The organism is Embleya sp. NPDC055664, assembly GCF_053618075.1.
The window spans coordinates 11,676-33,082 of sequence record NZ_JBSHGZ010000054.1; the positions used below are offsets into that span (position 1 = coordinate 11,676).

Below are 21,407 nucleotides of genomic sequence, written 5' to 3' on the forward strand. Positions count from 1 at the left end.
CGAATCCCGCAGGCCCGCCGGCGACAACGCGGCGGCGCCGCACCCTGCAGCCGTACATCGGATGGGAGTACGCCATGCCCGGCAACGACCACTACGTCCGACAGATCCTGGAGTCGTTATCCGTCGACGAGGACCGGATCACCCTGGTCCACGAGGACATCCCGACCCGCGCCGGCGAGTTGGCCGCCGCGGTGCGCTCGGCCGCCGCCGGGTTGCGCGCGCTCGACGTCGGCGTCGGCGACGTGGTCGCGGTGATGACGGTCAACAACACCCCCGCGACGCTCGTTTTGCGCTACGCCGCCGGCCTCGTCGGCGCCCTCGTTGTGCACGTCGGCACGGTGAACGCGGTCGATCCCGGCGATGTACTGCGCGCCGGCGAGCAGTTCGAGATGGTCGCGAGCACCGGGGCGACCGTGTTCGCGATCGACGCGGACAACGCCGCCCGGGCCCGCGAGTTGCGCGCCCGGTTCGAACGGCCCGTGCTCCTGGTGGCATTGGGCGACCTCGGTCACGATGTCACCGACCTGAGCCTGTCGTTGCCCGACGCCTTCGATCCGGCCGACGCCGCCCAGGGCGAACTCGCCGTCGTCACCTACACCAGCGGCTCGACGGGTCGACCGAAGGGGGTGTGCTGGTCGTTCGAGGTGCGCAACGACGTCACCGCGCGGATGGCCGCTCTGGGGCACCGGCAGACGATGTTGGTCACCGCGCCGCTGACCCATACGGCCGCGTTCACCTCGGACAACGTCCTGGTGTCCGGCGGCACGGTCGTGCTGCATCAAGGGTTCGACGCGGCGGCGGTGTTGCGCGCGGTGGGCCGGCACCGGATATCCCGGGTGATGTTGTCCGCCCCGCAGGTGTACGCCCTGGCGGACCATCCCGACGTCGGCACCACCGACCTGTCCGGCCTGCGCGACCTCGGCTACACCGGCAGCCCGGCCTCCGCCGACCGACTCGCCGAGGCGGTGAAGGTCTTCGGCCCGGTGCTCGGCCAGATCTACGGCAGCAGCGAGTGCGGCCTGATCTGCCGGCTCACCGGCGACGACCACACCCGTCCGGAGTTGCTGAGCACCGTGGGCCGGCCGGTCGCACCGGTGACGCTGAGCATCCGGGACCCGCTCGACGAGCGTGAACTGCCCATCGGCGAAGTCGGTGAAGTGTGTGTGCATACGCCGCTGGTGATGGCCGGGTATTGGCGGGACCCGGAGGCGACCGCGCGGACCCTGCGCGGCGGTCGGCTGCACACCGGCGACATCGGACACCTGGACGAGCACGGTTATCTGCACCTGCGCGGCCGGCTCGCGGACGTCGTCAAGACCAAGGGCATCAAGGTGTATCCGGCGGCCGTGGAGAAGGCCCTGTCCGGGCACCCCGCGGTGGCGCAGGCCGCGGTGTTCGGGGTCGCCGACGCCGACCGCATGGAGCGTGTGCACGCCGCCGTGGTCGTGCGCGACGGCCGGCACGTCACCGCCGAGGAACTGCGCGAGCACGTCGCCGCGATCCTGTCACCGAACCAGTCCCCCACCGTCGTGACGTTCCGCGCGGAGTTGCCGGTGCTCGGCCTCGGCAAACCCGACCGGATGCGGCTGCGCGCGGAGGCCGAGGCCGCCGGCGCAGCGCCGGCCCACAACGCATCGGAGACGAGATGACCCTGCCCACCACATACGCCGGCGACCTGGACACCCCTCCCGCCGAGCACGCCCGGGGCGGCGCGTACCCGCCCGCGCCGACGGAACCGACCCTGCTGGTGCCGGCGCTCGCGGGGGCCGCCGAGACCGGTGCGCCGGCGAGCACCGAGCGGGAGCTGTCCGAGGCGACGAGCGCTCGGCTGACCGCGCATTGCGAGGCCCGGGGCCTGACCCTGGAATCGGTGGTGCGGGCCGCCTGGGGCGCGGTGTCGAGCCTGCTGACCGGCAACGAACACGTGGTCTTCGGCGGGGCGATACGTCCCGTCCACCTGCGGTACCGGCCGGCCGCCTCGCTCGCCGCGACGGCCCGGCAGGCCGAGGGCGAACCGGACCGGGACCACTCGACGGGCGAGTTGTTCGACAGCGCGGTGTACATGGCCGGCACCGACCCCGTGGGCTCGCCCGCCGGCGGGGTGCCGATCCACTGCACCGTGCATCCGGGCCGTCGGGTGCGGCTGTGCGTGCGCGCGGCGGACGGTACGGCCACCGAGTTGCCGGCGAACCTGCTCGTCCGCTTCCTCGACGCGTTCGCCGACGATCCGGATCGCCCGCTCGGCACGATCGCCCTGCTGACCGGCGACGAACACCACCGGATGTTGACCGAGTGGAACGACAACGGCGCGGACCCGCCCGCGATCTCGCTCGCGGAGGTGGTGCGGCGCCAGGCCCGTGTCAACCCGCACCGGACCGCGCTGGTCGGCGACGGGGAAACCCTCACCTACGCCCAACTCGACCGCCGCGCCGACCGCTTGGGCCGGCTGATCCGGCGCCGGGTCCGCGGTGCCGAGGACATCGTCGCGCTCGTGTTGCCCCGCTCGGTGGCGATGGTCGTCGCGATCGTCGCGGTCGGCCGGGCCGGCGCCGCCTACCTGCCCGTGGATCCCGAATACCCGGCCGAGCGCGTCGCGTTCATGCTCGGCGACGCGCGGCCCGCGCTGCTGGTGACAACCACGGGAGCGGCGCCGCCGTCCGGTGTCGGGCCGGAGCGGATCGTGCTGGACGAGCCCGAGACGGGCACCGCGCTCGACACACTCGACGCCGAAACCGAGGCCGAAACCGCCGCCGAGACCAAGACCGAACCCGAGGCCGTGAACGGCCGCCCCCCGTACCGGACGGCCGATCCGGCGTACGTCATCTACACCTCCGGAACGACCGGACGCCCCAAGGCAGTCGTGGTCACCCACGCCGGCCTGGCCTCGCTCGCGGCGGCGAAGGTGGCGCGCATGGCCGTCGCGTCGGACAGCCGTGTCCTGCAGTTCGCCTCCCCGAGCTTCGACGCGTCGGTCACCGAACTGCTGGCCGCCTTCACCGCCGGCGCCACCCTCGTCGTCCCGCCCGCCGGGCCGCTGGTCGGCGAGGAGTTGGAACGGGTGCTCGTCGACGAGCGGATCAGCCACGCGGTCCTGCCGCCGGTCGCGGTGGCCGGCCTCGCCGAACCCCGGCTGCCGGGTCTGCGCACCCTGGTGATGGCGGGCGAGGCGTGCCCGGCCGAACTGGCCGCGACCTGGTCGGGCAAGCACCGGACGATCAACGCCTACGGCCCGACCGAGGCCACCGTGTGCGCGACCATGAGCGAGCCGCTGTCGGGTTCGGGACGGCCGTCGGTGGGCGGGCCGGTCGCCGGCCGGTCGGTCTACGTGCTCGCGGACGGGCTGCGCCCGGTGCCGCCGGGTGTGGTCGGCGAGTTGTACATCGCCGGTCCCGGTCTGGCCCGGGGCTACCTGCGGCGGCCGGGCCTGACCGCGGCGCGATTCGTGGCCGACCCGTTCGCGCCCGGGGAGCGCATGTACCGAACCGGGGACCTGATGTCCTGGCGACGGGACGGAAGCCTGACCTTTTACGGTCGGGCCGACGACCAGGTCAAGGTCCGCGGGTATCGCATCGAACCGGGCGAGGTGGCCGCCGCGGTGGCCGAACACCCGGATGTCGCCCGCGCGGTCGCCGTGGTCCGCGACGACACGCCGGCCGGCCCGCGGATCGTGGCCTACGCGGTGCCGGCGGGCGAGGCCGCGCTCGATCCCGCCGCCCTGCGCGAGCACGTCGAGCGGTTCCTGCCGGCGTACATGGTGCCCGCCGCCTTCGTGGAGGTCGCCGAGTTCCCGCTCACGCCCGGCGGCAAGCTCGACCGGGCCGCGCTGCCTGCGCCGCAGGAGGCGCCCGCGACCCCGGGCCGGGCGCCGCGCAACCCGGCCGAGGCCGCCCTCGTCGCGTGTTTCGCGAAGGCGCTCAACCTGTCCGCGGTGGACATCGACGGCGACTTCTTCAAGCTCGGCGGCAACAGCATGCTCACCATCGTGCTGATCCGCGAGGCCCGCCGGGCGGGACTGTCGATCTCACCACGGGACCTGATCGACCATCCCACGATCGAGGCCCTCGCCGCGGTGGCCGAAACCAACCGGCTGAACCGCGCGAACGCGCACCAGAGGAGCCAGGCGTGAACACCCGACCCATGATCTCCCCCGACGACATCGACGACATCGACCTGGCCGACGCGCGGCTGCACGCCGAGTACGACCTGCGCGAGGTGTGGCGCCACCTGCGCGCGCACCGGCCGATCCACTGGCACACCCCGCGCGAGTCACGCCCCGGCTTTTGGGTCGTGAGCCGCTATGCCGACGCGATGACCGTCTATCGCGGCAAGGACCACTTCACCACCGAGGGCGGCAACGCGCTGGCCACGATCCTCACCGGCGGCGACTCGGCGTCGGGCACCATGCTGGCGGTGACCGACGGCAAGCGGCACGCGCAGATCCGCAACATCCTGATGCGGGCCTTCTCTCCCCGGATGTTGGAGGAGATCAAGCAGGCGCTGCGGGTGACGGTTGATCAGCTGCTGGTCGAGGCGATCCGCAAGGGCACCTGCGACTTCGCCCACGACGTGTCGGGGAACGTACCGCTGGGCGCCATCTGCGACCTGCTCGCGATTCCCCGGGAGGACCGGCGGCAGCTGCTCGACCTGACCTCGCACGCGTGGAGTTCCGACTACGCCGACGCCCCTTACCAGGACAGTTGGACGGCGAAGAACGAGATCCTGCTGTATTTCTCCGACCTGGCCGAGACCCGCCGGGACAGCAGGCACGACGACGTGGTGAGCCTGCTGGCCGGCAGCCGGATCGACGGGGAACACCTATCCGACGCCGAGCTGATGGCCAACTGCTACGGCCTGATGATCGGCGGCGACGAGACCGGCCGGCACGCCATCACCGGAGGGCTGCTCGCCCTCGTCGAGAACCCCGACCAGTGGGCGGCCCTGAAGAAGGGCGAAGTGGACATGTCCACGGCGGTGGAGGAGGTGTTGCGCTGGACCCACCCGTCGCTGCACGGCGGCCGTACGGTCACCTCCGACGTGACCGTCGACGGCCATCGTTTCGCCGCCGGCGACGCGGTCAGCGTGTGGATCTCCTCGGCCAACTTCGACGGTGAGGTCTTCGCCGATCCGGACCGCTTCGACCTCAACCGCTCCCCCAACAAACACCTGACCTTCGCGTACGGCTCGCACTTCTGCCTCGGCCACTACCTGGCACGGCTGGAGGTCGAGGCCGTGCTCGACGGACTGCGGCGCCTGGTGGCCGACATCGAGCCGCTCGGGCCGCCGCAGCCGATCTACTCCAGCATCCTCTCCGGCATGCAGTCCCTGCCGGTACGTCTGATCCCGGAACCGCACGCAATCGCCGCGGCCTGACCCATCTCGAAACGGAGACCAACCATGAACACAACCGATCGGGAGTCCACGGACGTGGACGTCGTCGTGGTCGGCGGTGGGCCGGGCGGCTCGACCGTCGCCTCGTTCGTCGCGATGCAGGGCGGCCGGGTGCTGCTGCTGGAGAAGGAGAGCTTCCCCCGGTATCAGATCGGCGAGTCGCTGCTGCCGTCGACCACGGAGTGGATCTGCGGACTGCTCGGCGTGGCCGACGAGGTGGAGGCGGCCGGCTTCCAGACCAAGACGGGCGGCACCTTCCTGTGGGGCGCCAGTCCCGAGCCGTGGTCGTTCACCTTCGCGACCGACACCCACCGCGGTCGCCACGCGTTCCAGGTCGAGCGGATGAAGTTCGACAAGATTCTGCTGGACAACGCCCGCCGGGTCGGCGTGGACGTGCGCGAGCGGTGTTCCGTGCGCGACGTCCTCGGCGATTCGGAGCGGGTGCGCGGCGTGCGATACACCGACGCCGACGGCGTGGAGCACGAGGTCACCGCGAAGTTCGTCGTCGACGCCTCCGGCAACACCAGCCGGATCCGCCGGCATGTCGGCGGTACCCGCGAACTCGCCGAGTACTTCCGCAACATCGCCGTGTTCGGGTACTTCGAGGGCGGCAAGCGCATGGACCCGCCCCGGCGGGGGAACATCCTGTGCGCGGCGTTCGGCGGCGGCTGGTTCTGGTACATCCCGCTGACCGACGAGCTGACGAGCGTGGGTGCGGTGGTCCCGGCCGAGATGGCCGACAAGATCCAGCAGGACCGCGAGGGCGCGCTCGACCGGTTCATCGCCGAGTCGCCGATGATCAGCGACTTCCTCGGCGACGCGCGCCGGGTGACCGAGGGTCCGTACGGACAGGTGCGGGTGCGCAAGGACTACTCCTACAGCAACACCCGCTTCTGGCGGCCCGGCATGGCACTGGTCGGCGACGCCGCCTGCTTCGTGGACCCGCTGTTCTCCACCGGCGTCTACCTGGCCACCTACAGCGGCCTGCTGGCGGCCCGCTCGATCAACAGCGTGCTCGCGGGCCGGCTCGACGAGCAACGCGCGTTCGCCGAGGCCGAGTTCCGCCACCGCCGCGAATACGAGCTGTACTACGAGTTCCTCAAGGCGGTCTACGACACGCACCAGGACGAGACGTCGTACTTCTGGACCGCGAAGAAGCTGACCGGCGCCGCGGCCTCCGAGGCCGACTCGTTCAGCTACCTCACCGCGGGCCTGGGCGCCGGCGAGTACACGCCGCTGGACGCTGGGTCCGCGACCCCGGCGCCGCGCACGCGGGGGCGCGGGCCCGACGAGGACGCCGGGATGCGGGCGTTCTGGGAGGGTCGGACCCAGGAGTTCACCACCGAGAACCACCCGGATCCCAACCACCTGCGGCTGGAGGGCGACAACCACCGGCGGTTGCTCGACACCATCGCCGCCGGGTGGCGGGACCGACCCGACCGGCTGACCGTGTCGACGGACGGCATGTACTGGGAGGAGCCCGCGCCGGCGCCCGCGCTCAGCGAGCCCGCAGCCGAGGCCGGATGACCTCGGCGAACCGGGCCAGCGGCTCCGGCTGAGTCATCTCCCGGTGCTCGCACCCGATGTCGTGCACCTCGATCGGCCCGGTGACCCAGGGCCGCCAGACCTCTCGGTTCGCCGAGTCGGTCCGGCGGCCCTTCGTCGCGCGAAACAGCAGCAGGTCACCGTCGAACACCGCCGCGGGCGGTCGGCGGATCAGCCGGGCGTTGTTGAGGAAGACGTCCACGACGGCGTGCCGGCTCGCCGCGTCGAGCGCGGACAACGGGCCGCCCTCGACGCCGAGGGCCGCCACCGCCCGGGCCCGGTCCGGCGGCGCGTGCGCCGGGTCCGGAGCGCCGCCGACGAAGTCCACCAGCTCGGCGAGCAGTTCCGGCTCCGACGGCTCCGACGGCACGCGGCCGTTCGCCGGACCGACGCCCGGGAAGCTGTCGAGCACGGCCAACAGCGCGACGGCCTCGCCGCGCGCCTGCAGCATGGTCGCAAGGGTGTGTGCGACGTGCCCGCCGAAGGACCAACCCATCAGGTGGTACGGGCCGTTCGGCTGCACCTTCAGGATCTGTTCCAGGTAGTCGGCGGCCATCTCCGCCACGGTCGCCGGCAGCGCCTCGCGACCGTCCAGGCCGCGTGCCTGGATGCCGTGCACGGGCTGGTCGTTGCCGAGGCTGTGCAACAGCCCGGCGTAGCACCAGCTCAGCCCGATGCCCGGATGCACGCAGAACAGCGGTGCCCGCTCGCCCCGGGTGCGCAGCGGCAGCAGTACGCCCAGCGCGTCGCGCCGGCCGCCCTCGCCGAGCCGCCTGGCCAACGCGGCCACGGTCGGCGCCTCGTACACGTCCCGCACCGACGGCTCGGCGCCCAGGACGTCGCGCACCCGCTCGACGAGGTGCGCCGCGAGGAGCGAGTGGCCGCCGAGGTCCAGGAACGAGTCGTCGATGCCCACCGACGGCAGCACCAGCGCCTCGGCGAAGAGCCGGCACAGCACCTCCTCGCGGGGTGTGCGGGGGCCACGGCCGGCCGGGTTCGGCTCGACGCGCGGGGCCGGCAGCGCCCGCCGGTCGGGTTCGCCGTCGGCGGTCGACGGCAGTTCGTCGAGTACGACCACCGCGGTCGGCACGGGCCGCTCGCGCAGGGTTCCGCCCAGATACGCGGCGCCGGCCAGGTACGCCCGCAGCGCTCCCGGGTCGATCCGACGGTCCGGCGCCGGGACGGCGTAGCCGACCAGCCGGCCGTCGGTGAACGTGACGGCGGCGCGGGCCACGTCGGGATGCTCGGCCAGGATCGGCCCCAACTCCGCCAGGTCGGCCGGATCGATCGTATCGGGCGGGGTGTCCTCGGCGCCGGCCGGCTCGCCCAGGGCCAACCGGGCCGCCAGGCCGGCCACGGTGGGCGACTCGAACACATGCCGGACCGACAGTTCGACGCCGAGCACCTCACGCACCCGGCCGAGCAGTCGGGTGGCCAGCAACGAGTGGCCGCCGAGGTCGAAGAAGTCGTCGTCGACCCCGACCGCCTCGACCGCGAGGACCTCGGCGACCAGTTCGCACAGGGTCTGCTCGGTGGGCGAGCCGGGCCGCCGTCCGCCGCCCGCGCCGGTGGTCTCGGGCGCCGGCAGTGCGCCGCGGTCGAGCTTGCCGTTGCCGGTCAGCGGCAGCGCGGCGAGCACCACCACGGCCGCCGGCACCATGTGTTGCGGCAGTCGGGCGGCGAGCGAGCGGCGCAGCGCCACCGGTTCGACGGTGCGCCCGGGCTCGGGGACGACGTACGCGACGAGCCTGCGGTCACCGGGCCGGTCCTCGCGCAGGATCACCACCGCGACGCCGACCTCGGGCTGTTCCGCGACGGCCGCCTCCACCTCGGCGGGTTCGACCCGAAACCCCCGCACCTTCACCTGGTCGTCCGCGCGGCCCAGGAACCGCAGGGTGCCGTCGTCGTACCGGCGCGCCAGGTCCCCGGTGCGGTACATGCGCGAGCCGGGCGGCCCGAACGGGTTCGCCACGAACCGCGCGGCGGTCGGCCCCGGCCGGTCCCGGTAGCCGCGGGCGACTCCGGGGCCCGCGAGGTACAGCTCGCCGGGCACCGCGATCGGCGCCGAGGACAGGCCCGGCGAGAGCACATGCGCCTGCGCGCCGCGAATCGGCGTCCCGATCGGCGGTGCCTGGTCGCCGTGCAGCGCGGCGCTCGCGGTGGCGCACACGCTGTACTCGGTGGGCCCGTAGGCGTTGACGAGGGTACGTCCCGGCGACCACTCGGCCACCAGCGTGCCGGAGACCGCCTCCCCGGCGACGACCACCGTGGTGCCCGGGGGGATCGTGTCGGTGGGGATGCTCGCGAGCACCGCCGGGGTCAACGTCACGTGGGTCACCGATGGTCGGCCGGCCAGGGCTTCGGCGATGGCGTCGATGCGGGGGCGCCCGGGTTCGGGCAGGACGAGCGCCGCGCCCGAGGTCAGTGCCTGGCACAGTTCCCAGAACATCGCGTCGAAACCCATCGACGCCGCCTGGAGCACCCGACTGCCGGGGCCGACGCCCAACGTCTCGCGCTGCCATCGGGCCAGGCTCGGCACACCGGCGTGGGTGACGAGCACACCCTTGGGCGTGCCGGTCGAGCCCGAGGTGTGGATCAGGTAGGCGGGGTGCGCCGGGCACAGCGGCCGGCTGCGCTCGGTGTCGGCCGGCTCGTGGTCGGGCAGGGCCGCCCAGCGGCGGGCGATGTGCGCGTCGTCGAGCACGAGGGTGGATGCGGCCGAGCCGTCCAAAAGCGCGGCGTGGTGCTCGCGGTCGGTCAGCACCAGGTGCGGCGCGGCGTCCGCGAGCAGGAACCGCAGGCGCTCGACCGGGTGTTCGACGTCCAGGGGCACAAAGGCGCCGCCGGCCTTGAGGATCGCGAGCAGTGCCACGATCAGCTCCACCGAGGGCGGCAGGGCCACCGCCACCAGCCGCTCCGGGCCGACCCCGCGGCGCATCAGGTGGCGGGCCAGCCGATTGGCGCGGCCGTGCAACTCCCGGTAGGTGACCGTCTCCGTACCGCAGTGCACGGCCGGGGCTTCGGCGTGCGCCCACGGCGCCAGCAACTCGGGCACCGTGGCGGTCGGGGTGTCGTCGTCCACCGGCCCGGAGGCCAGGGCCCGCAGCCGATCGCGCTCGGCGGGCGTGGTCAACTCCAGTCCCACGACCGGTAGTGCCGGCTCGGCATCGATCACTTGGCGCAACACCCGGAACAGCCGGTCGCCGTGCGCGGCCAACTCCGGGCGCCCGTACAGCGCCGGGTTGGCATCGAAGTTCAGCTCGTATCCCTCGCCGTCGCCGAGATCCTCGGCCGCCACGGCGAAGTCGCCCACGGGCCCGTTGGTCAGGCTGTGTACGCGCCAGGTCCGCCCGCCGGAACGCAGACCGCGCGGGAAGGACGTCACGTTGACCACCAGGCCGAACAACTCCCGGTCGCCGGTGCCGCGTTGCAGGGCTCGGCTCAGTTCGCCGCTGCCGTGCCGCTGGTAGCGCAGCGCCTCCAGCAGGCGCTCGGCCGCCTGTGCGCGCAGCTCGGCCACCGTCGTCGCGGGGGTGACCGTCATGCGCAGCGGCACCGCCTGGGCCAACATTCCGGGAATCCGCCGCAGGTGCCGACTGTCCCGCCCGCCGACGGCGAGCCCGACCACGACGTCCGACGCGCCGGTGATCCGGTGCAGGTAGGCCGCCGCGGCGGCGACCAGGTGGGCCGGCGCGCCCGACGCCGGCGGCCGGTTCGGCGCCGCGGTGCCGCGCAGCGCGGCGGGCGAGAGCCGCCGGGTCTCGCGCAGGAAGTCGGTGGGCAGCGCGGTGGGGGGTTCGCCGAGTCGGACCGGCTCGGGGGCGTCACGCATGCGCTCCAGCCAGAAGTCCCGACACCGCCCGAACGCCGCCGAGGCGCGGAACTCCCCTTCGTCGTCCAGCAGTTCGGCGAGGGTGCCGAAGCCGCACGGCGGTATCGGCGCGCCGTCGTGCAGCGCCGGATACACCTCGGCGACACGACGCACCAGCAGCCCGACGCTGTACGCGTCGAGCAGGAGGTGGTGGTTGGCCAGATACCACAGGAACCGGTCGGGACCCTCGCGAAACAGCGCGAACGAGAACAACGGCGCCCGCTCGATCACGCGCGGCTCGCGCAGGTCGGCGCGCATCCGCTCCAGGGCCGTGGCGCGCGGATCGGGCGCGGCGCCGATGTCGAGATACGGCAGCGACCAGTCCGGCTGCGCGCCGACGATCTGGCGCGGCTCGCCGTCGACCTCGACGAACCGCAGCCGCAGCGCGTCGATCTCGTCGACCACGTGCCGCAGTGCGGATTCGAACACCTCGGGCCGGACCGGGCCGAGGATCTCGACGTAGCCGCCGATGGTGTAGACGGGGTTCGCGGGGGCCGACTGTTGTGCGAGCCAGATTTCCCGCTGCGCCGCGGTGAGGGGCAGTGTCGCGGCCGTGGCACCCGGTTCCATCTCGCTCCGTTTCCTGTTCTTTCGGTTCCCTGGGGTTGCGGTCAGATGGTGATTCCGCCGTCGATCTCGAAGACGGACGCGGTGATGTACGCGGCGCGGTCGGAGGCGAGGTAGCCGATGAGGTCCGCGACCTCCTCGGCGCGGCCGAATCGGCCCAGCGGTACCGCGTCGAGCAGCTTCTTGCGCGCGCGTTCGGGCATCGCCCGGATCATGTCGGTGTCGACGAGTCCCGGTGCCACCGTGTTCACCCGGATCCCGAACCGGCCCACCTCCTTGGCCAGCGCCTTGGAGAAGCCGATGATGCCCGCCTTGGACGCGGAGTAGTTCGTCTGCGAGGGATTGCCGTGCACCCCGGCGACCGACGACAGCGTGACCACGCTGCCCCGTCGCCGCTTCATCATCGCGAACACCGCGGCCCGGCAGACCTCGAACACGCCGGTGAGGTTGGTCTCCAGGACGCTGTGCCACTCCTGGTCGGACATCAGCACGAGCGGCTGGTCGCGGGTCACGCCGGCGCACGTGACCGCCACCTCGACCGGCCCGAGGCGCGCCTCGGTCTCGGCCAGCCAGGCCCGGACCGCGTCCCCGTCCGCCACGTCGACCGGTACGGCCAGGCAGCGCGCGCCCGCCTCCTCGACCAGCGACTCGACTTCATGCGCCGCGGCCGCGTCGGAGTGGTAGCAAAAGCTGGTGTCGAAGCCCTCCCGGGCCAGGCGCAGCACGGTGGCGCGGCCGATCCCGCGCGAGCCACCGCTGACCAGCGCCACCCGGCGATCGTCGTCCGGCATCGTCTTTCCCCTCAGGATCGTGGCCGGCGGGCGGCCGAGTGATGCTCGCCCAGCCGCAGCAGCGCGCAGGCGACGGTGCCGTCGCGGTCGACGGAGCTGACCAGCGCCGCCCGCCCGGCGGCCGCGGGCAGCCGGTCCGATGCGCTGAGCACGGACACGAGTTGGAAGGCGGCGGAGGCCGCGCCGGTGTCGCCGAACGGCAGGCGTGGGAGCCGGTCGAGCGCGTTCGGGGCGAACAGCCTTGTCAGGGCCGCCCATTCCCGCTCGCCCGCGGGCCCCGGCGGCCGGCTCGGCGACACCGCCCAGACCTCGTCCGCGGCCACTCCCGCCGAGGCCAGCACCTCCACCGCCACCTGCCGAATCGTGTCGGCCGGATCGTCACCGCGGTGGACCCGGCTGCGTACCGACAACACTTCGGCGAGCACGGGAGCGCCGGCCGCGCCGTCGCCCAGGATCACCGCGCACCCCTCGCCGAGCGGCATCGGATCGGCGTCGTCCGCCCGGGCGTGGTGTTCCAGCCAGGAGCGGGTCACCGAATACTCCTCCGCCGCGCCGCACACCACGCGCCGCGCCCGACCGCAGGCCAGCAGTCGCCGCTGGTAGCTCAGGGCCAGCAGGCCGGCCGCGCGCCCGCCGGCGATGGTGGCGTTGGGTCCGCGCAGCCCGTAGCGGATCGCGCATTGCCCGGCGGCGCAGTTCATCACGGTGTTGGGAGTGCGTGCGGGGTCGACGTGATACGGGCGCGCGCCCTGGAACGATTCGCGGGTGAAGTCGGTCATGCTCTGCACGCTGCCGGTGGCGGTGCCGAGCACGAGTCCGGTCTGCTCCGGCGCGTCCGGTGCCGGGTCGGGGTCGGCCTTTGCCAGCAGCCGTCCGACGGCGACCGCGGCCAGCGCGGTGACCCGGTCCATGGACCGGGTCTTGCCGCGGAGCGCTTCCCGCGGCGAGAAGTCGGGCACCAGACAGGCCCGCGAGCCCGGAGCCGGCGGGGGTGTGGGGGTCGGCGCGGCGGCGGGCCGGGCGCCGGACCACAGGCCCTCGGTGAAGGCGTCCCGACCCACGCCGAACGGTGATACGGCGTCCCACGCCGTGATGGCGATGCCCATGCGACGATTCCTCACTGGTATCTGCCGAGGACCACCACGGCGTTGTTGCCGCCGAAGGCCATCCCGTTGTTCTGTACGATCCGCAGGTCCGCCTCGACCGACGTGTTGGGAACGCAGTCGATCGCGCATTCGGGGTCGGTGCGTTCGTGGTTGATGGTGGGCGGGATGAAGCCGTGGGTGATCGCCAGCGCGCATCCGATGGCGCCCAGCGCGCTGGCCGCGCCCATCGAGTGCCCCAGCATCGACTTCAATGCCACGGTGCGGGGCGGGTGTTCGCCGTACACCTCGCGGATGGCCATGCTCTCGGTGACGTCATTGGGTATCGTGCCGGTGCCGTGCGCCGAGATCAGGTCGACCTGGTCGGGGGTGACGCCGGCGTCGCGCAGCGCCAAGTCGATGCAGCGGGCGACGCCCGCCTGGTTCGGCGCGACCGGGTGGAAGGCGTCGCAGCTGAGCCCGAATCCGAGGATCTCCGCGTAGATCCGGGCCCCGCGACGCAGTGCCGAGCCCAGTTCCTCCAAGACCAGCACCCCGGCGCCCTCGCCGGTGAGGATCCCCTTGCGGTCCACGTCGAACGGTTGGCACCGGTCGGGCGCGATCGTGCCCAGGCGGTAGAAGCCGGCGAACGTCTTGCGGCACATGGCGTCCGCGCCGCCGCACAGGGCCACGTCCACCTCTCCGGAGCGGATCGCGTCCAGGCCGGTTCCGATCGCGTAGTTGCCCGCAGAGCAGGCGGTGGCCACGGTGGACGCCTCCGCGCGGTTGAGGGCGAGTTCCTGGGCGACGGCGGTGGAGAGCCGGATCGCGGACACCCGCCGCACCGTGACCGGGTCGTACTTCTCGGGTCCGTCGGCGAGTTCGCTCTCCACGAGCCGGTCCAGGTCGTACGCCTCGCCGTCGGTGGTACCGATCGCGACCAGGACGGGTTCGTCCCGCAACCGGTCGAGCGGCAGGCCCGCGTCCTCGACGGCCATCCGGGCGGCCGCGACCGAGAACCCGGTCGCCTTGCCCAGCGTGTCGACGTCCAGGTTCCGGATCCATTCGGCCGGGTCGAACCCGACCACCTCGCACCCGTTGCGGTGCTCGAAGCCGTCGGTGTCGAACACGGTGATCGGTCGGACCCCGCTGCGCCCCTCCCGCAGTGCCCGGGCGAATTCGTCGGCGCCGATGCCGATGCTGGACAGCACCCCGACGCCGGTGACGACCACGCGCCGCCGCCCGGCGGGCGGGTGGTCCGCCGCTGCTCCTGTTGCCATGTGCGCCCCCTCGGCCGGCCGGTCGCTACCAGCCCGGCGTCGCGTCGAGTACCTCGTACACACCGCGCAGGTTGACCATGCGCGGTACTTCGGACTGGGCGATCACCACGTCGAATCGCTTCTCCAGTCCGGCGAGGATCTCGATCAGATTCAGCGAGTCGGCCTCGTGGTCGTCGACGAATCTGCTCGTTTCGGTGACCTCGGACCGCTCCAGCTCCAACAGTTCGCAGACGAGGTCCGCGACCTGGCCCCGGCGTTCGTCGTCCATGTGTGCCCCTCTTCCGTCCCGACCCCCGATGCGGGCGGGTTTGCCGTCATCCGGCCGTACCGGTGCCCGGTACGGCGCTCGTCGTGGGTTGCCGCCCCAGGTGTACGGGCAGGTCCACCAGGCCGTGCATGACCACGCTCGGGCGCCGGCGCAGTTCGCCGACGGGGACCGCGAGCGTGATGTCGGGGAAACGTTCGACCAGTCGGCCGAGGGCGACCTGCGCCTCCATGCGGGCCAGCGCGGCTCCCAGGCAGAAGTGCATGCCGTGCCCGAAGCTGAGGTGGCCGGTGATCCGCCGTTCGATGTCGAAGGCGTCCGGGTCCGGGATGCGCTCGTCGTGGTTGGCCGCGCCCAGCGCCAGCAGCACGAGGTCGTTCGTCGCGATCGGGGAGCCGTGGATGCTCATCGGTTCCGCCGCGTATCGCCAGGTGGTGACCGGGGCCGGCGAGTCGTAGCGCAGCGTTTCCTCCACCGCCGCGTCCACCAGTTCCGGCCGCTCGCGCAGTCGCGCGAACTGGTCCGGGTGCTCCAGGAGTGCCAGCAGCGCGCTGCCGAGCAGGTTCACCGTCGTCTCGTGGCCTGCGATCAGCAACAGGCAGGCCATCGACACCAGTTCCAGCGGGGTGAGCCGGTCGCCGGTGTCGCTGGCCTCGACCAGGTCGGAGAGCAGGTCGTCGCCCGGCGCGGAGCGTTTGGCGGCCATCGTCTGCGCGAGGTAGCCGCCCATGGCGGTGGTGGCCCGGCGCAGTTGGTCGCGCGAGGAGGAGCCCACGACGACGGTCGACCAGGCGCGGAAGGAGCGTTGGTCGGCGCGCGGAATGCCGAGCAGTTCGCAGATGACGGTGAGCGGCAGCGGGAAGGCGAAGGCGTCGATGAAGTCGACGCTCCCGTCCGCGGCCCGCACGACCATGGCGTCCAGCAGTTCGTCGGTGAGCTGCCGGACGAGCGGTCGCAAACGTTCGATGCGGCGTGCGCTGAAGCCCTGGGCCACCAGTTTGCGCAGCCTGGTGTGCTCGGGCGGGTCGCTGTTGAGCATGTCGGTGGCGACCATCTCGCCCACGTGCGATCCGTCGAGCCCGGGCGGTGTGGCCCGGTCGATGATCGCCCGCAGCCGGGCCGAGTCCTTGCACAGGCGCCGGTCGGCGAGCGCGGCGGAGACCTCCGCGTGGCCCGTGACGACCCACACCGGAATGCCGCTCGGAGTATTCGCGCGATGTATCGGACCCACCCGGCGCAGCTCGGCGAATACGCGGTAGGGATCCTGCATATAACGGTCGCTGAATAGCCCGTGCTCGTGCACCGATTCGATCGTCACGACGCCCTCCTTTCCTCCGGTGCCGTCTTCGGGTTGCCGTCTTCGAGTTGCCGCCGAATTACGCGTCTCATCGCTCGGGTTCGGTTTTCCCCGGGGAGTGGAAACGGCCGGACAATGGCGTGTCCTGCGGTGATGGGGATCGACCGTACGGGACGGTATCGACATTGACAATGTCCACGGTCGGACGGATGCCGACCGGTCGCGGATCCGCTCGAAAGCCCAGGCGTCCCAGCAGCGGTCCGGTCATGAGCGTGGTCACCAGAGCCATGATCACCATGGCGGTGAACATGCGTGTGTCAAGTACGCCCAGCCCGAGACCCACGTTCAGGATGACCAGTTCGGTGAGTCCGCGGGCGTTCAGCAGCACGCCGAACGTGAGCGCCTCGTGCCCCGACGCGCCGGACAGCCGGGCGGCGACGGCCGCTCCCACGAACTTGCCCACGCACGCCACCAAAACGACGGCCACGACCATCACGAGGCCGCGCCGGCCGAGGCTGCCGAGGTCCACCGACAGGCCGGTGACGGCAAAGAAGACCGGCAGCAGGAACAGGCCGGTCTGGTCGATGCGTTCGGCAACCTCGGGAGCCCGCTTCTCGACCTCGCGGCGCGGTACGACCACGCCGAAGGCGAAGGCGCCGAAGACGGCGTGCAGCCCGATCACGTTGCCGGCCCAGGCGGACAGCAGCACGCCGGTGACCAGCACGGCGTGCAGGAGCGCGCCGCCGGCCGAACCGCGCCCGGAGGCCGTCAGCCGGCGCAGTCCGGGGCGCACGATGTAGCCGAGGACCAGCAGGAACAGCGCCGTCTCCAGTGCCATTCGGATCAGCGGCCAGGACCCGCCGGCGGTCGCGATCATGACGATCACGGCCAGCACGCACCACGCGAGGAAGTCCTGGATGGCAGCGCAGGCGAGCGACATCGCGCCGATGCGGCTGTGCTGCATACCCCGTTCCTCGATGATCCTGGCGAGCACGGGGAAGGCGGTGATGGACATCGCCGCGCCGAGGAACAGGGCCGGCGCGAGCATGCCGTCGGTATCGAGCCGGGACTTGTCGTACCAGGGGTAGAGCAACACCGCCAGCCCGGTTCCCAGCAGGAACGGCAGCGTCACGGAGGCGAGCGACACCGCGGTGACCCGGCGTCCGGTCCCGCGCAGGTGCGCGGCATCCAGCCGATGGCCGATGCCGAACATGAAGAGCACCAGGCCCAGTTGCGACAGCGCCTGGAGGAGCGGCCGGGTGTCCGCCGGGAACAGCGCGTCGGTGGGATCGCCCGGGAGCAGGCCCAACACGCTCGGCCCCAGGGCGAGCCCCGCGACGATCTCGCCGACCACCGCCGGTTGTCCGACGCGGCCGGCCAGTCGGCCGAAGACGAAGGCCGCGGCGAGGATCAGGGCGAGCCCCGCGAACATGGTCCCGGTGATCGCGTCGGCGGAACGGGCGGCAAGGAAATGGGGTTCGGACAAGGTCGGCTCTCCCCCGGTTCTGAATCCACTGAACGACAGGAACGACGATTCGCCTCCGACACGGGTTGACTGCGGCCGGGAATGTCCGGCGTGGCGAATCCCGAGGCTCGTACCTCGTACCTCATACCTCGTATCGCGCACTTCTCGACCGGCCATGCGGGAGAAACGCCGTCGATATCGGGTCGTCGAGCGCCACCGCATCAACGTAGAGCGGTCGACGGGCCCTTTCAAGGACCCGGAATTCACCGCGTGACGCGATTTCACCGTCCTGCCGACAGGACAACATCGCACTCGCCCCGACCCGGGCCCTGCGGTAATGGGCCGCGGCGGACCGGTTGACCGTCGACCCAGATCGTTGTACAACTATAATGGTTGTAGACCAGTAACGATTGATGGGGTGGTACATGTCGTCGCCCACCGGGATCGGCCGCCGCGAGAAGCTTCTCGTCCTGTCGACCTGTTGCCTGAGCCTGTTCATCGTCGGGCTCGACAACACCATCCTGAACGTGGCGCTGCCGTCGATCCGGGGCGATCTGCACGCCTCGGTGTCGCAGCTCCAATGGACCATCGACGCCTACACGTTGGTGCTGGCCGCGCTGCTCATGGTGGCCGGCTCGACGGCCGATCGCATCGGTCGGCGTCGGGTGTTCCAGACCGGACTGGTGGTGTTCGCCGTGGGCTCGGCGTTGTGCGCCGTGGCGCCGGGGCTCGGGTGGTTGATCGCGTTCCGCGTGGTGCAGGCGGTCGGCGGGTCGATGCTCAACCCGGTCGCGATGTCGATCATCACCAACACCTTCACCGAACCCCGCGAACGGGCCCGCGCAATCGGCGCGTGGAGCGCGGTGATCGGCGTCGCCATGGCGCTCGGGCCGATCGTGGGCGGTGCGCTGGTCGACTCGGCCGGCTGGCGGTCGGTGTTCTGGATGAACCTGCCGGTCGCGCTCGTCGCCATCGTGCTCACCGCGCTGTACGTGCCCGAGTCCAGGGCCGCGCGTCCTCGGCGGGCGGATCCGGTCGGTCAGGTGCTGGTGTTCGCCTTCCTGCTGTCGCTCACCTACACGATCATCGAGGGCCGCGCCCAGGGGTGGACCTCGCCGCTCATCCTCGGTCTGTTCGCCCTCGCCGCCGGCTGCCTGGCAGGTCTGGTGTACCGCTCACCGCGGCGCGTGGAACCGCTGATCGATCTGCGCTTCTTCCGCAGCGTGCCGTTCGCGGGGGCGACGGTGACGGCCGTGTGCACGTTCGCCGCGATGTCCGGATTCCTGTTCCTGAACACGCTCTACCTCCAGGACGCGCGCGGCTGGTCGCCGACCGAGGCGGGCCTGCGTACGCTGCCGATGGCGGTGATGACGGTCGTGTTCGCGCCGATCTCCGGGCGGCTGGTCGCGCGGGTCGGCCCGCGCATACCGCTGGTCGGGGCCGGTGTCGCCATGGCGGCGGGCGCGGCGTTGCTGGTCGGACTGGCCGAGGACACCTCGACCCTGCGCATGGTCGCCGCGTACGCCGTCTTCGGCGTCGGCTTCGGGCTGGTCAACGCGCCGATCACCAATACCGCCGTGTCCGGAATGCCGCGTGCCCAGGCGGGCGTCGCCTCCGCGATCGCCTCGACCAGCCGCCAGTTCGGCCAGTGCCTCGGGGTCGCGGTGGTGGGCACCACGATCGCCTCCGTGCCGGGCACACCCGGCGGCGCCGACCTGGCCGCCGCGACCCACACCGGGTGGTGGATCGTGCTGGGCTGCGCGGGCGCCGTCGCCGTCCTCGGTATGCTCACCACGGGCCGCCGGGCCCTGCGCACGGCCGAGCGTACGGGCGCGGAACTCATGCCCGCGGCGCCGCCCGCCGGCACGCAGGAAACGACGGACGTGAGGCAATGAGCGCATCCCCCGCGCACGACGCGACGAGCGACGCCCCTTCGGATGCCGCCGGGCGAATCTGGCGGGGGATGCGCGTGCTCGTCGTGGAGCGGCACGACCGACGCCGCGCGGTGACCGAGGCGACCGGGCTGAGCTTCGTCCGGGTCAAGGCGCTACGGCGGATCGCCGCCGGTCCGATGTCGATGCGCGAACTGGCCGGCCGGCTCGCCACCGACAAGCCGTACACGACGCTGGTCGTCGACGACCTCGAACGGCGCGGCCTGATCGAACGCACCGTGCACCCCACCGACCGCAGGCAACGCATGCTGGCGGCGACCCCGGAGGGCCGACGCCTCGCCCGAATCGCGCGCGACATCCTGGACGACCCCCCGGCGACGCTGCGCGACCTGCCCGCGGCCGACCTGGCGGTGCTGGACCGGGTGATCACGGCGCTGATCGACGCGGACGAGCCGGCGCGGTAGGGACGCGCCCGCGGCGTGTCGGCCGACTTCCCGAAGCCCAAGTCGTATGCACACACCCGGAGTATCTCCGTTTTCGGCGTGCGGGCGCGTTTCGGTATGGCGGGGCGAAGGGTGGGTAGGAACCCGGGCATTGTCGGGACCGATCGGGGAGAGTGCATGACGGCATTACCGCGCCGAATACGGCGTCCCCTGCCGCGGAGCGGCGGCATCCTCGACGGTCGATACCGCCTGGGGCAACTGCTGGGCGCGGGCGGCACCGCCGATGTCTTCCGGGCCGTCGACCTGCGGCTGCGGCGCGAGGTCGCGGTCAAGATCTTCCGGCCCGGCGTGCCCGCGGTGACGGCGGAACGGTTCTGCCAGGAGGCGGTGTTGCTGGGCCGGTTGACCCATCCGGCCCTGGTCACGGTGCACGACGTCGGTTGGCACGAGAGTTGCACGTATGTGGTGATGCGCCTGATCCGGGGCGTCACCCTGCGGCAGCACATCGTGGACGGTCCCCTGACGGCCGACCGGGTGGCGAGGATCGGCGCGCGGCTGGCCTCGGCGTTGGCGCACGTACACGCGGCCGGCATCGTGCATCGGGACGTGAAGCCGTCCAACGTGCTGATCGGCCCCGGCGACACCCCGTACCTGGCGGATTTCGGCATCTCGCGTCTCGTCGACGAGCCCACTCGCTCCTCACCCGGCACGATCGTCGGCACCGTCTCCTACCTCGCACCCGAGCAGATCCTCGGGCACGGCTCGGGCCCCGCGTGCGACGTCCATGCCCTGGGCCTGGTCCTGTTGGAGGCACTGAAGGGCGAACGCGAATATCCGGGATCCTCGCTCGACGCCGCCCTGGCCCGCTCGCGGCGATCGCCGCACATCCCGTCCCACGTGCCGAGCGAACTGGCCGCCACGATCGAGGCGATGACACGTGTCGACCCGGCCACCAGGCCCGACGCCGCCGAGTGCGCCCGCCTGCTCGACGCGGCCGCGGCATCGTGCGCGCCCGCGTCGGGTCCGCCGGTCGTCGCGACCGGCAATGCGACCCTCACCACGTCGGATACGCGGGTACTGGGCCGGAGACGACGTCACCTGCCGACCGTGGGCCTGGTCGCCGGCATCATCCTGGGCGCATCCGGTGCGACCCTGGCGGTCCTCCACCACCAAGCCGGCCCGGACGCGGACAACAGCCGCCCCGCACCGACCACCGCCCCCCTCCCACCGCTCACCCGGCCCACGACCCCACCCGTCGTACCGCCGTCCACCACGTCCGCCCCACCGCCCTCGGCACCCCCCACACGCGCGACCGCTCCCCCTCCACCGCCGGCCACGACCGTCACCGTCGCCGTTACCGTCGACGCCCAAGTCCCCTCGTCCGCCACCGACGCCCCACCCCAGGACAAGGAGCCGAAAGGCGACACCAAGCCCAAGGGAGAAAAGCGCACCAAACCCACCGAACCCCCCGGCAAACCCCACCGGTAAACCCACCCGACGACCGCCGGCGCACGTACCATC

General features: G+C 72.2%; 14 protein-coding genes. 7 read left to right on the forward strand and 7 right to left on the reverse strand.

Translation table 11 applies throughout. From position 1 onward, the window contains the following. Nucleotides 1-74: 74 nt before the first annotated feature. Genes ACWGR4_RS44980 through ACWGR4_RS44995 form a run of 4 tightly spaced genes read left to right on the forward strand, consistent with a single transcriptional unit; the run spans nucleotide 75 to nucleotide 6,915 of the window. Complete coding sequence (locus tag ACWGR4_RS44980) at nucleotides 75-1,649, forward strand: AMP-binding protein (protein WP_452130437.1); 1,575 nt, start codon at nucleotides 75-77, stop codon at nucleotides 1,647-1,649. Continuing rightward, nucleotides 1,646-4,126, forward strand: a complete 2,481-nt coding sequence (locus ACWGR4_RS44985; protein ID WP_452130436.1) for a non-ribosomal peptide synthetase — start codon at nucleotides 1,646-1,648, stop codon at nucleotides 4,124-4,126. Before ACWGR4_RS44980 ends, ACWGR4_RS44985 begins: the two co-directional genes overlap by 4 nt. Further along, a complete protein-coding gene (locus tag ACWGR4_RS44990) occupies nucleotides 4,123-5,370 on the forward strand; it encodes a cytochrome P450 (RefSeq protein ID WP_380007503.1) in 1,248 nt (415 codons plus the stop codon). Before ACWGR4_RS44985 ends, ACWGR4_RS44990 begins: the two co-directional genes overlap by 4 nt. Nucleotides 5,371-5,394: 24 nt before the next feature. Then, entirely contained in the window at nucleotides 5,395-6,915 is a 1,521-nt protein-coding gene (locus ACWGR4_RS44995) for a tryptophan 7-halogenase (RefSeq protein ID WP_452130435.1), read from the forward strand. Here ACWGR4_RS44995 and ACWGR4_RS45000 read toward each other — a convergent pair. The 7 genes from ACWGR4_RS45000 to ACWGR4_RS45030 all read right to left on the reverse strand — a co-directional run bounded on the left by ACWGR4_RS45000 (nucleotide 6,887) and on the right by ACWGR4_RS45030 (nucleotide 17,572). After that, the gene (locus ACWGR4_RS45000) at nucleotides 6,887-11,374 is read right to left on the reverse strand and encodes an amino acid adenylation domain-containing protein (RefSeq protein ID WP_452130434.1); all 4,488 of its coding nucleotides are present in this window, start codon (nucleotides 11,372-11,374) and stop codon (nucleotides 6,887-6,889) included. The two genes, ACWGR4_RS44995 and ACWGR4_RS45000, sit on opposite strands and share 29 nt — an antisense overlap. Before the next feature lie 41 nt (nucleotides 11,375-11,415). Next, a complete protein-coding gene (gene fabG, locus ACWGR4_RS45005) occupies nucleotides 11,416-12,162 on the reverse strand; it encodes a 3-oxoacyl-ACP reductase FabG (RefSeq protein WP_452130433.1) in 747 nt (248 codons plus the stop codon). 11 nt (nucleotides 12,163-12,173) lie between these two features. Next, entirely contained in the window at nucleotides 12,174-13,268 is a 1,095-nt protein-coding gene (locus ACWGR4_RS45010) for a beta-ketoacyl synthase N-terminal-like domain-containing protein (protein ID WP_452130432.1), read from the reverse strand. Nucleotides 13,269-13,279: 11 nt separating this feature from the next. Then, nucleotides 13,280-14,524, reverse strand: a complete 1,245-nt coding sequence (locus ACWGR4_RS45015; protein WP_380007518.1) for a beta-ketoacyl-[acyl-carrier-protein] synthase family protein — start codon at nucleotides 14,522-14,524, stop codon at nucleotides 13,280-13,282. Nucleotides 14,525-14,549: 25 nt separating this feature from the next. Further along, a complete protein-coding gene (locus ACWGR4_RS45020) occupies nucleotides 14,550-14,792 on the reverse strand; it encodes an acyl carrier protein (RefSeq protein WP_380007521.1) in 243 nt (80 codons plus the stop codon). A gap of 46 nt (nucleotides 14,793-14,838) precedes the next feature. Next, complete coding sequence (locus ACWGR4_RS45025) at nucleotides 14,839-16,107, reverse strand: cytochrome P450 family protein (RefSeq protein WP_452130431.1); 1,269 nt, start codon at nucleotides 16,105-16,107, stop codon at nucleotides 14,839-14,841. Between the two features lie 67 nt (nucleotides 16,108-16,174). Beyond that, nucleotides 16,175-17,572: a cation:proton antiporter gene (locus ACWGR4_RS45030; RefSeq protein ID WP_452130430.1), complete on the reverse strand. Its 1,398-nt coding sequence runs from the start codon at nucleotides 17,570-17,572 to the stop codon at nucleotides 16,175-16,177. A gap of 404 nt (nucleotides 17,573-17,976) precedes the next feature. Here ACWGR4_RS45030 and ACWGR4_RS45035 point away from each other — a divergent pair, with 404 nt between their 5' ends. From ACWGR4_RS45035 to ACWGR4_RS45045, 3 genes are all read left to right on the forward strand, one after another. Further along, nucleotides 17,977-19,446 (forward strand): MFS transporter, encoded by a 1,470-nt coding sequence (locus ACWGR4_RS45035; RefSeq protein ID WP_380007530.1) that lies wholly within the window; start codon nucleotides 17,977-17,979, stop codon nucleotides 19,444-19,446. Then, entirely contained in the window at nucleotides 19,443-19,907 is a 465-nt protein-coding gene (locus ACWGR4_RS45040; protein WP_452130429.1) for a MarR family winged helix-turn-helix transcriptional regulator, read from the forward strand. The genes ACWGR4_RS45035 and ACWGR4_RS45040 overlap by 4 nt, the downstream gene beginning before the upstream one ends. Nucleotides 19,908-20,063: 156 nt before the next feature. Further along, nucleotides 20,064-21,374, forward strand: a complete 1,311-nt coding sequence (locus ACWGR4_RS45045) for a serine/threonine-protein kinase (protein ID WP_452130428.1) — start codon at nucleotides 20,064-20,066, stop codon at nucleotides 21,372-21,374. The last annotated feature ends 33 nt before the right edge of the window (nucleotides 21,375-21,407 follow it).

Excerpts from the sequence above, each read along its gene's own strand:
- ACWGR4_RS45020 (WP_380007521.1), bottom strand. The coding sequence starts at position 14,792 with ATGGACGACGAACGCCGGGGCCAGGTCGCGGACCTCGTCTGCGAACTG.
- ACWGR4_RS45045 (WP_452130428.1), top strand. The coding sequence starts at position 20,064 with ATGACGGCATTACCGCGCCGAATACGGCGTCCCCTGCCGCGGAGCGGC.
- ACWGR4_RS45015 (WP_380007518.1), bottom strand. The coding sequence starts at position 14,524 with ATGGCAACAGGAGCAGCGGCGGACCACCCGCCCGCCGGGCGGCGGCGC.
- ACWGR4_RS44995 (WP_452130435.1), top strand. The coding sequence starts at position 5,395 with ATGAACACAACCGATCGGGAGTCCACGGACGTGGACGTCGTCGTGGTC.
- ACWGR4_RS45000 (WP_452130434.1), bottom strand. The coding sequence starts at position 11,374 with ATGGAACCGGGTGCCACGGCCGCGACACTGCCCCTCACCGCGGCGCAG.
- ACWGR4_RS44980 (WP_452130437.1), top strand. The coding sequence starts at position 75 with ATGCCCGGCAACGACCACTACGTCCGACAGATCCTGGAGTCGTTATCC.
- ACWGR4_RS44985 (WP_452130436.1), top strand. The coding sequence starts at position 1,646 with ATGACCCTGCCCACCACATACGCCGGCGACCTGGACACCCCTCCCGCC.
- fabG (WP_452130433.1), bottom strand. The coding sequence starts at position 12,162 with ATGCCGGACGACGATCGCCGGGTGGCGCTGGTCAGCGGTGGCTCGCGC.
- ACWGR4_RS45040 (WP_452130429.1), top strand. The coding sequence starts at position 19,443 with ATGAGCGCATCCCCCGCGCACGACGCGACGAGCGACGCCCCTTCGGAT.
- ACWGR4_RS45010 (WP_452130432.1), bottom strand. The coding sequence starts at position 13,268 with ATGGGCATCGCCATCACGGCGTGGGACGCCGTATCACCGTTCGGCGTG.
- ACWGR4_RS45035 (WP_380007530.1), top strand. The coding sequence starts at position 17,977 with ATGTCGTCGCCCACCGGGATCGGCCGCCGCGAGAAGCTTCTCGTCCTG.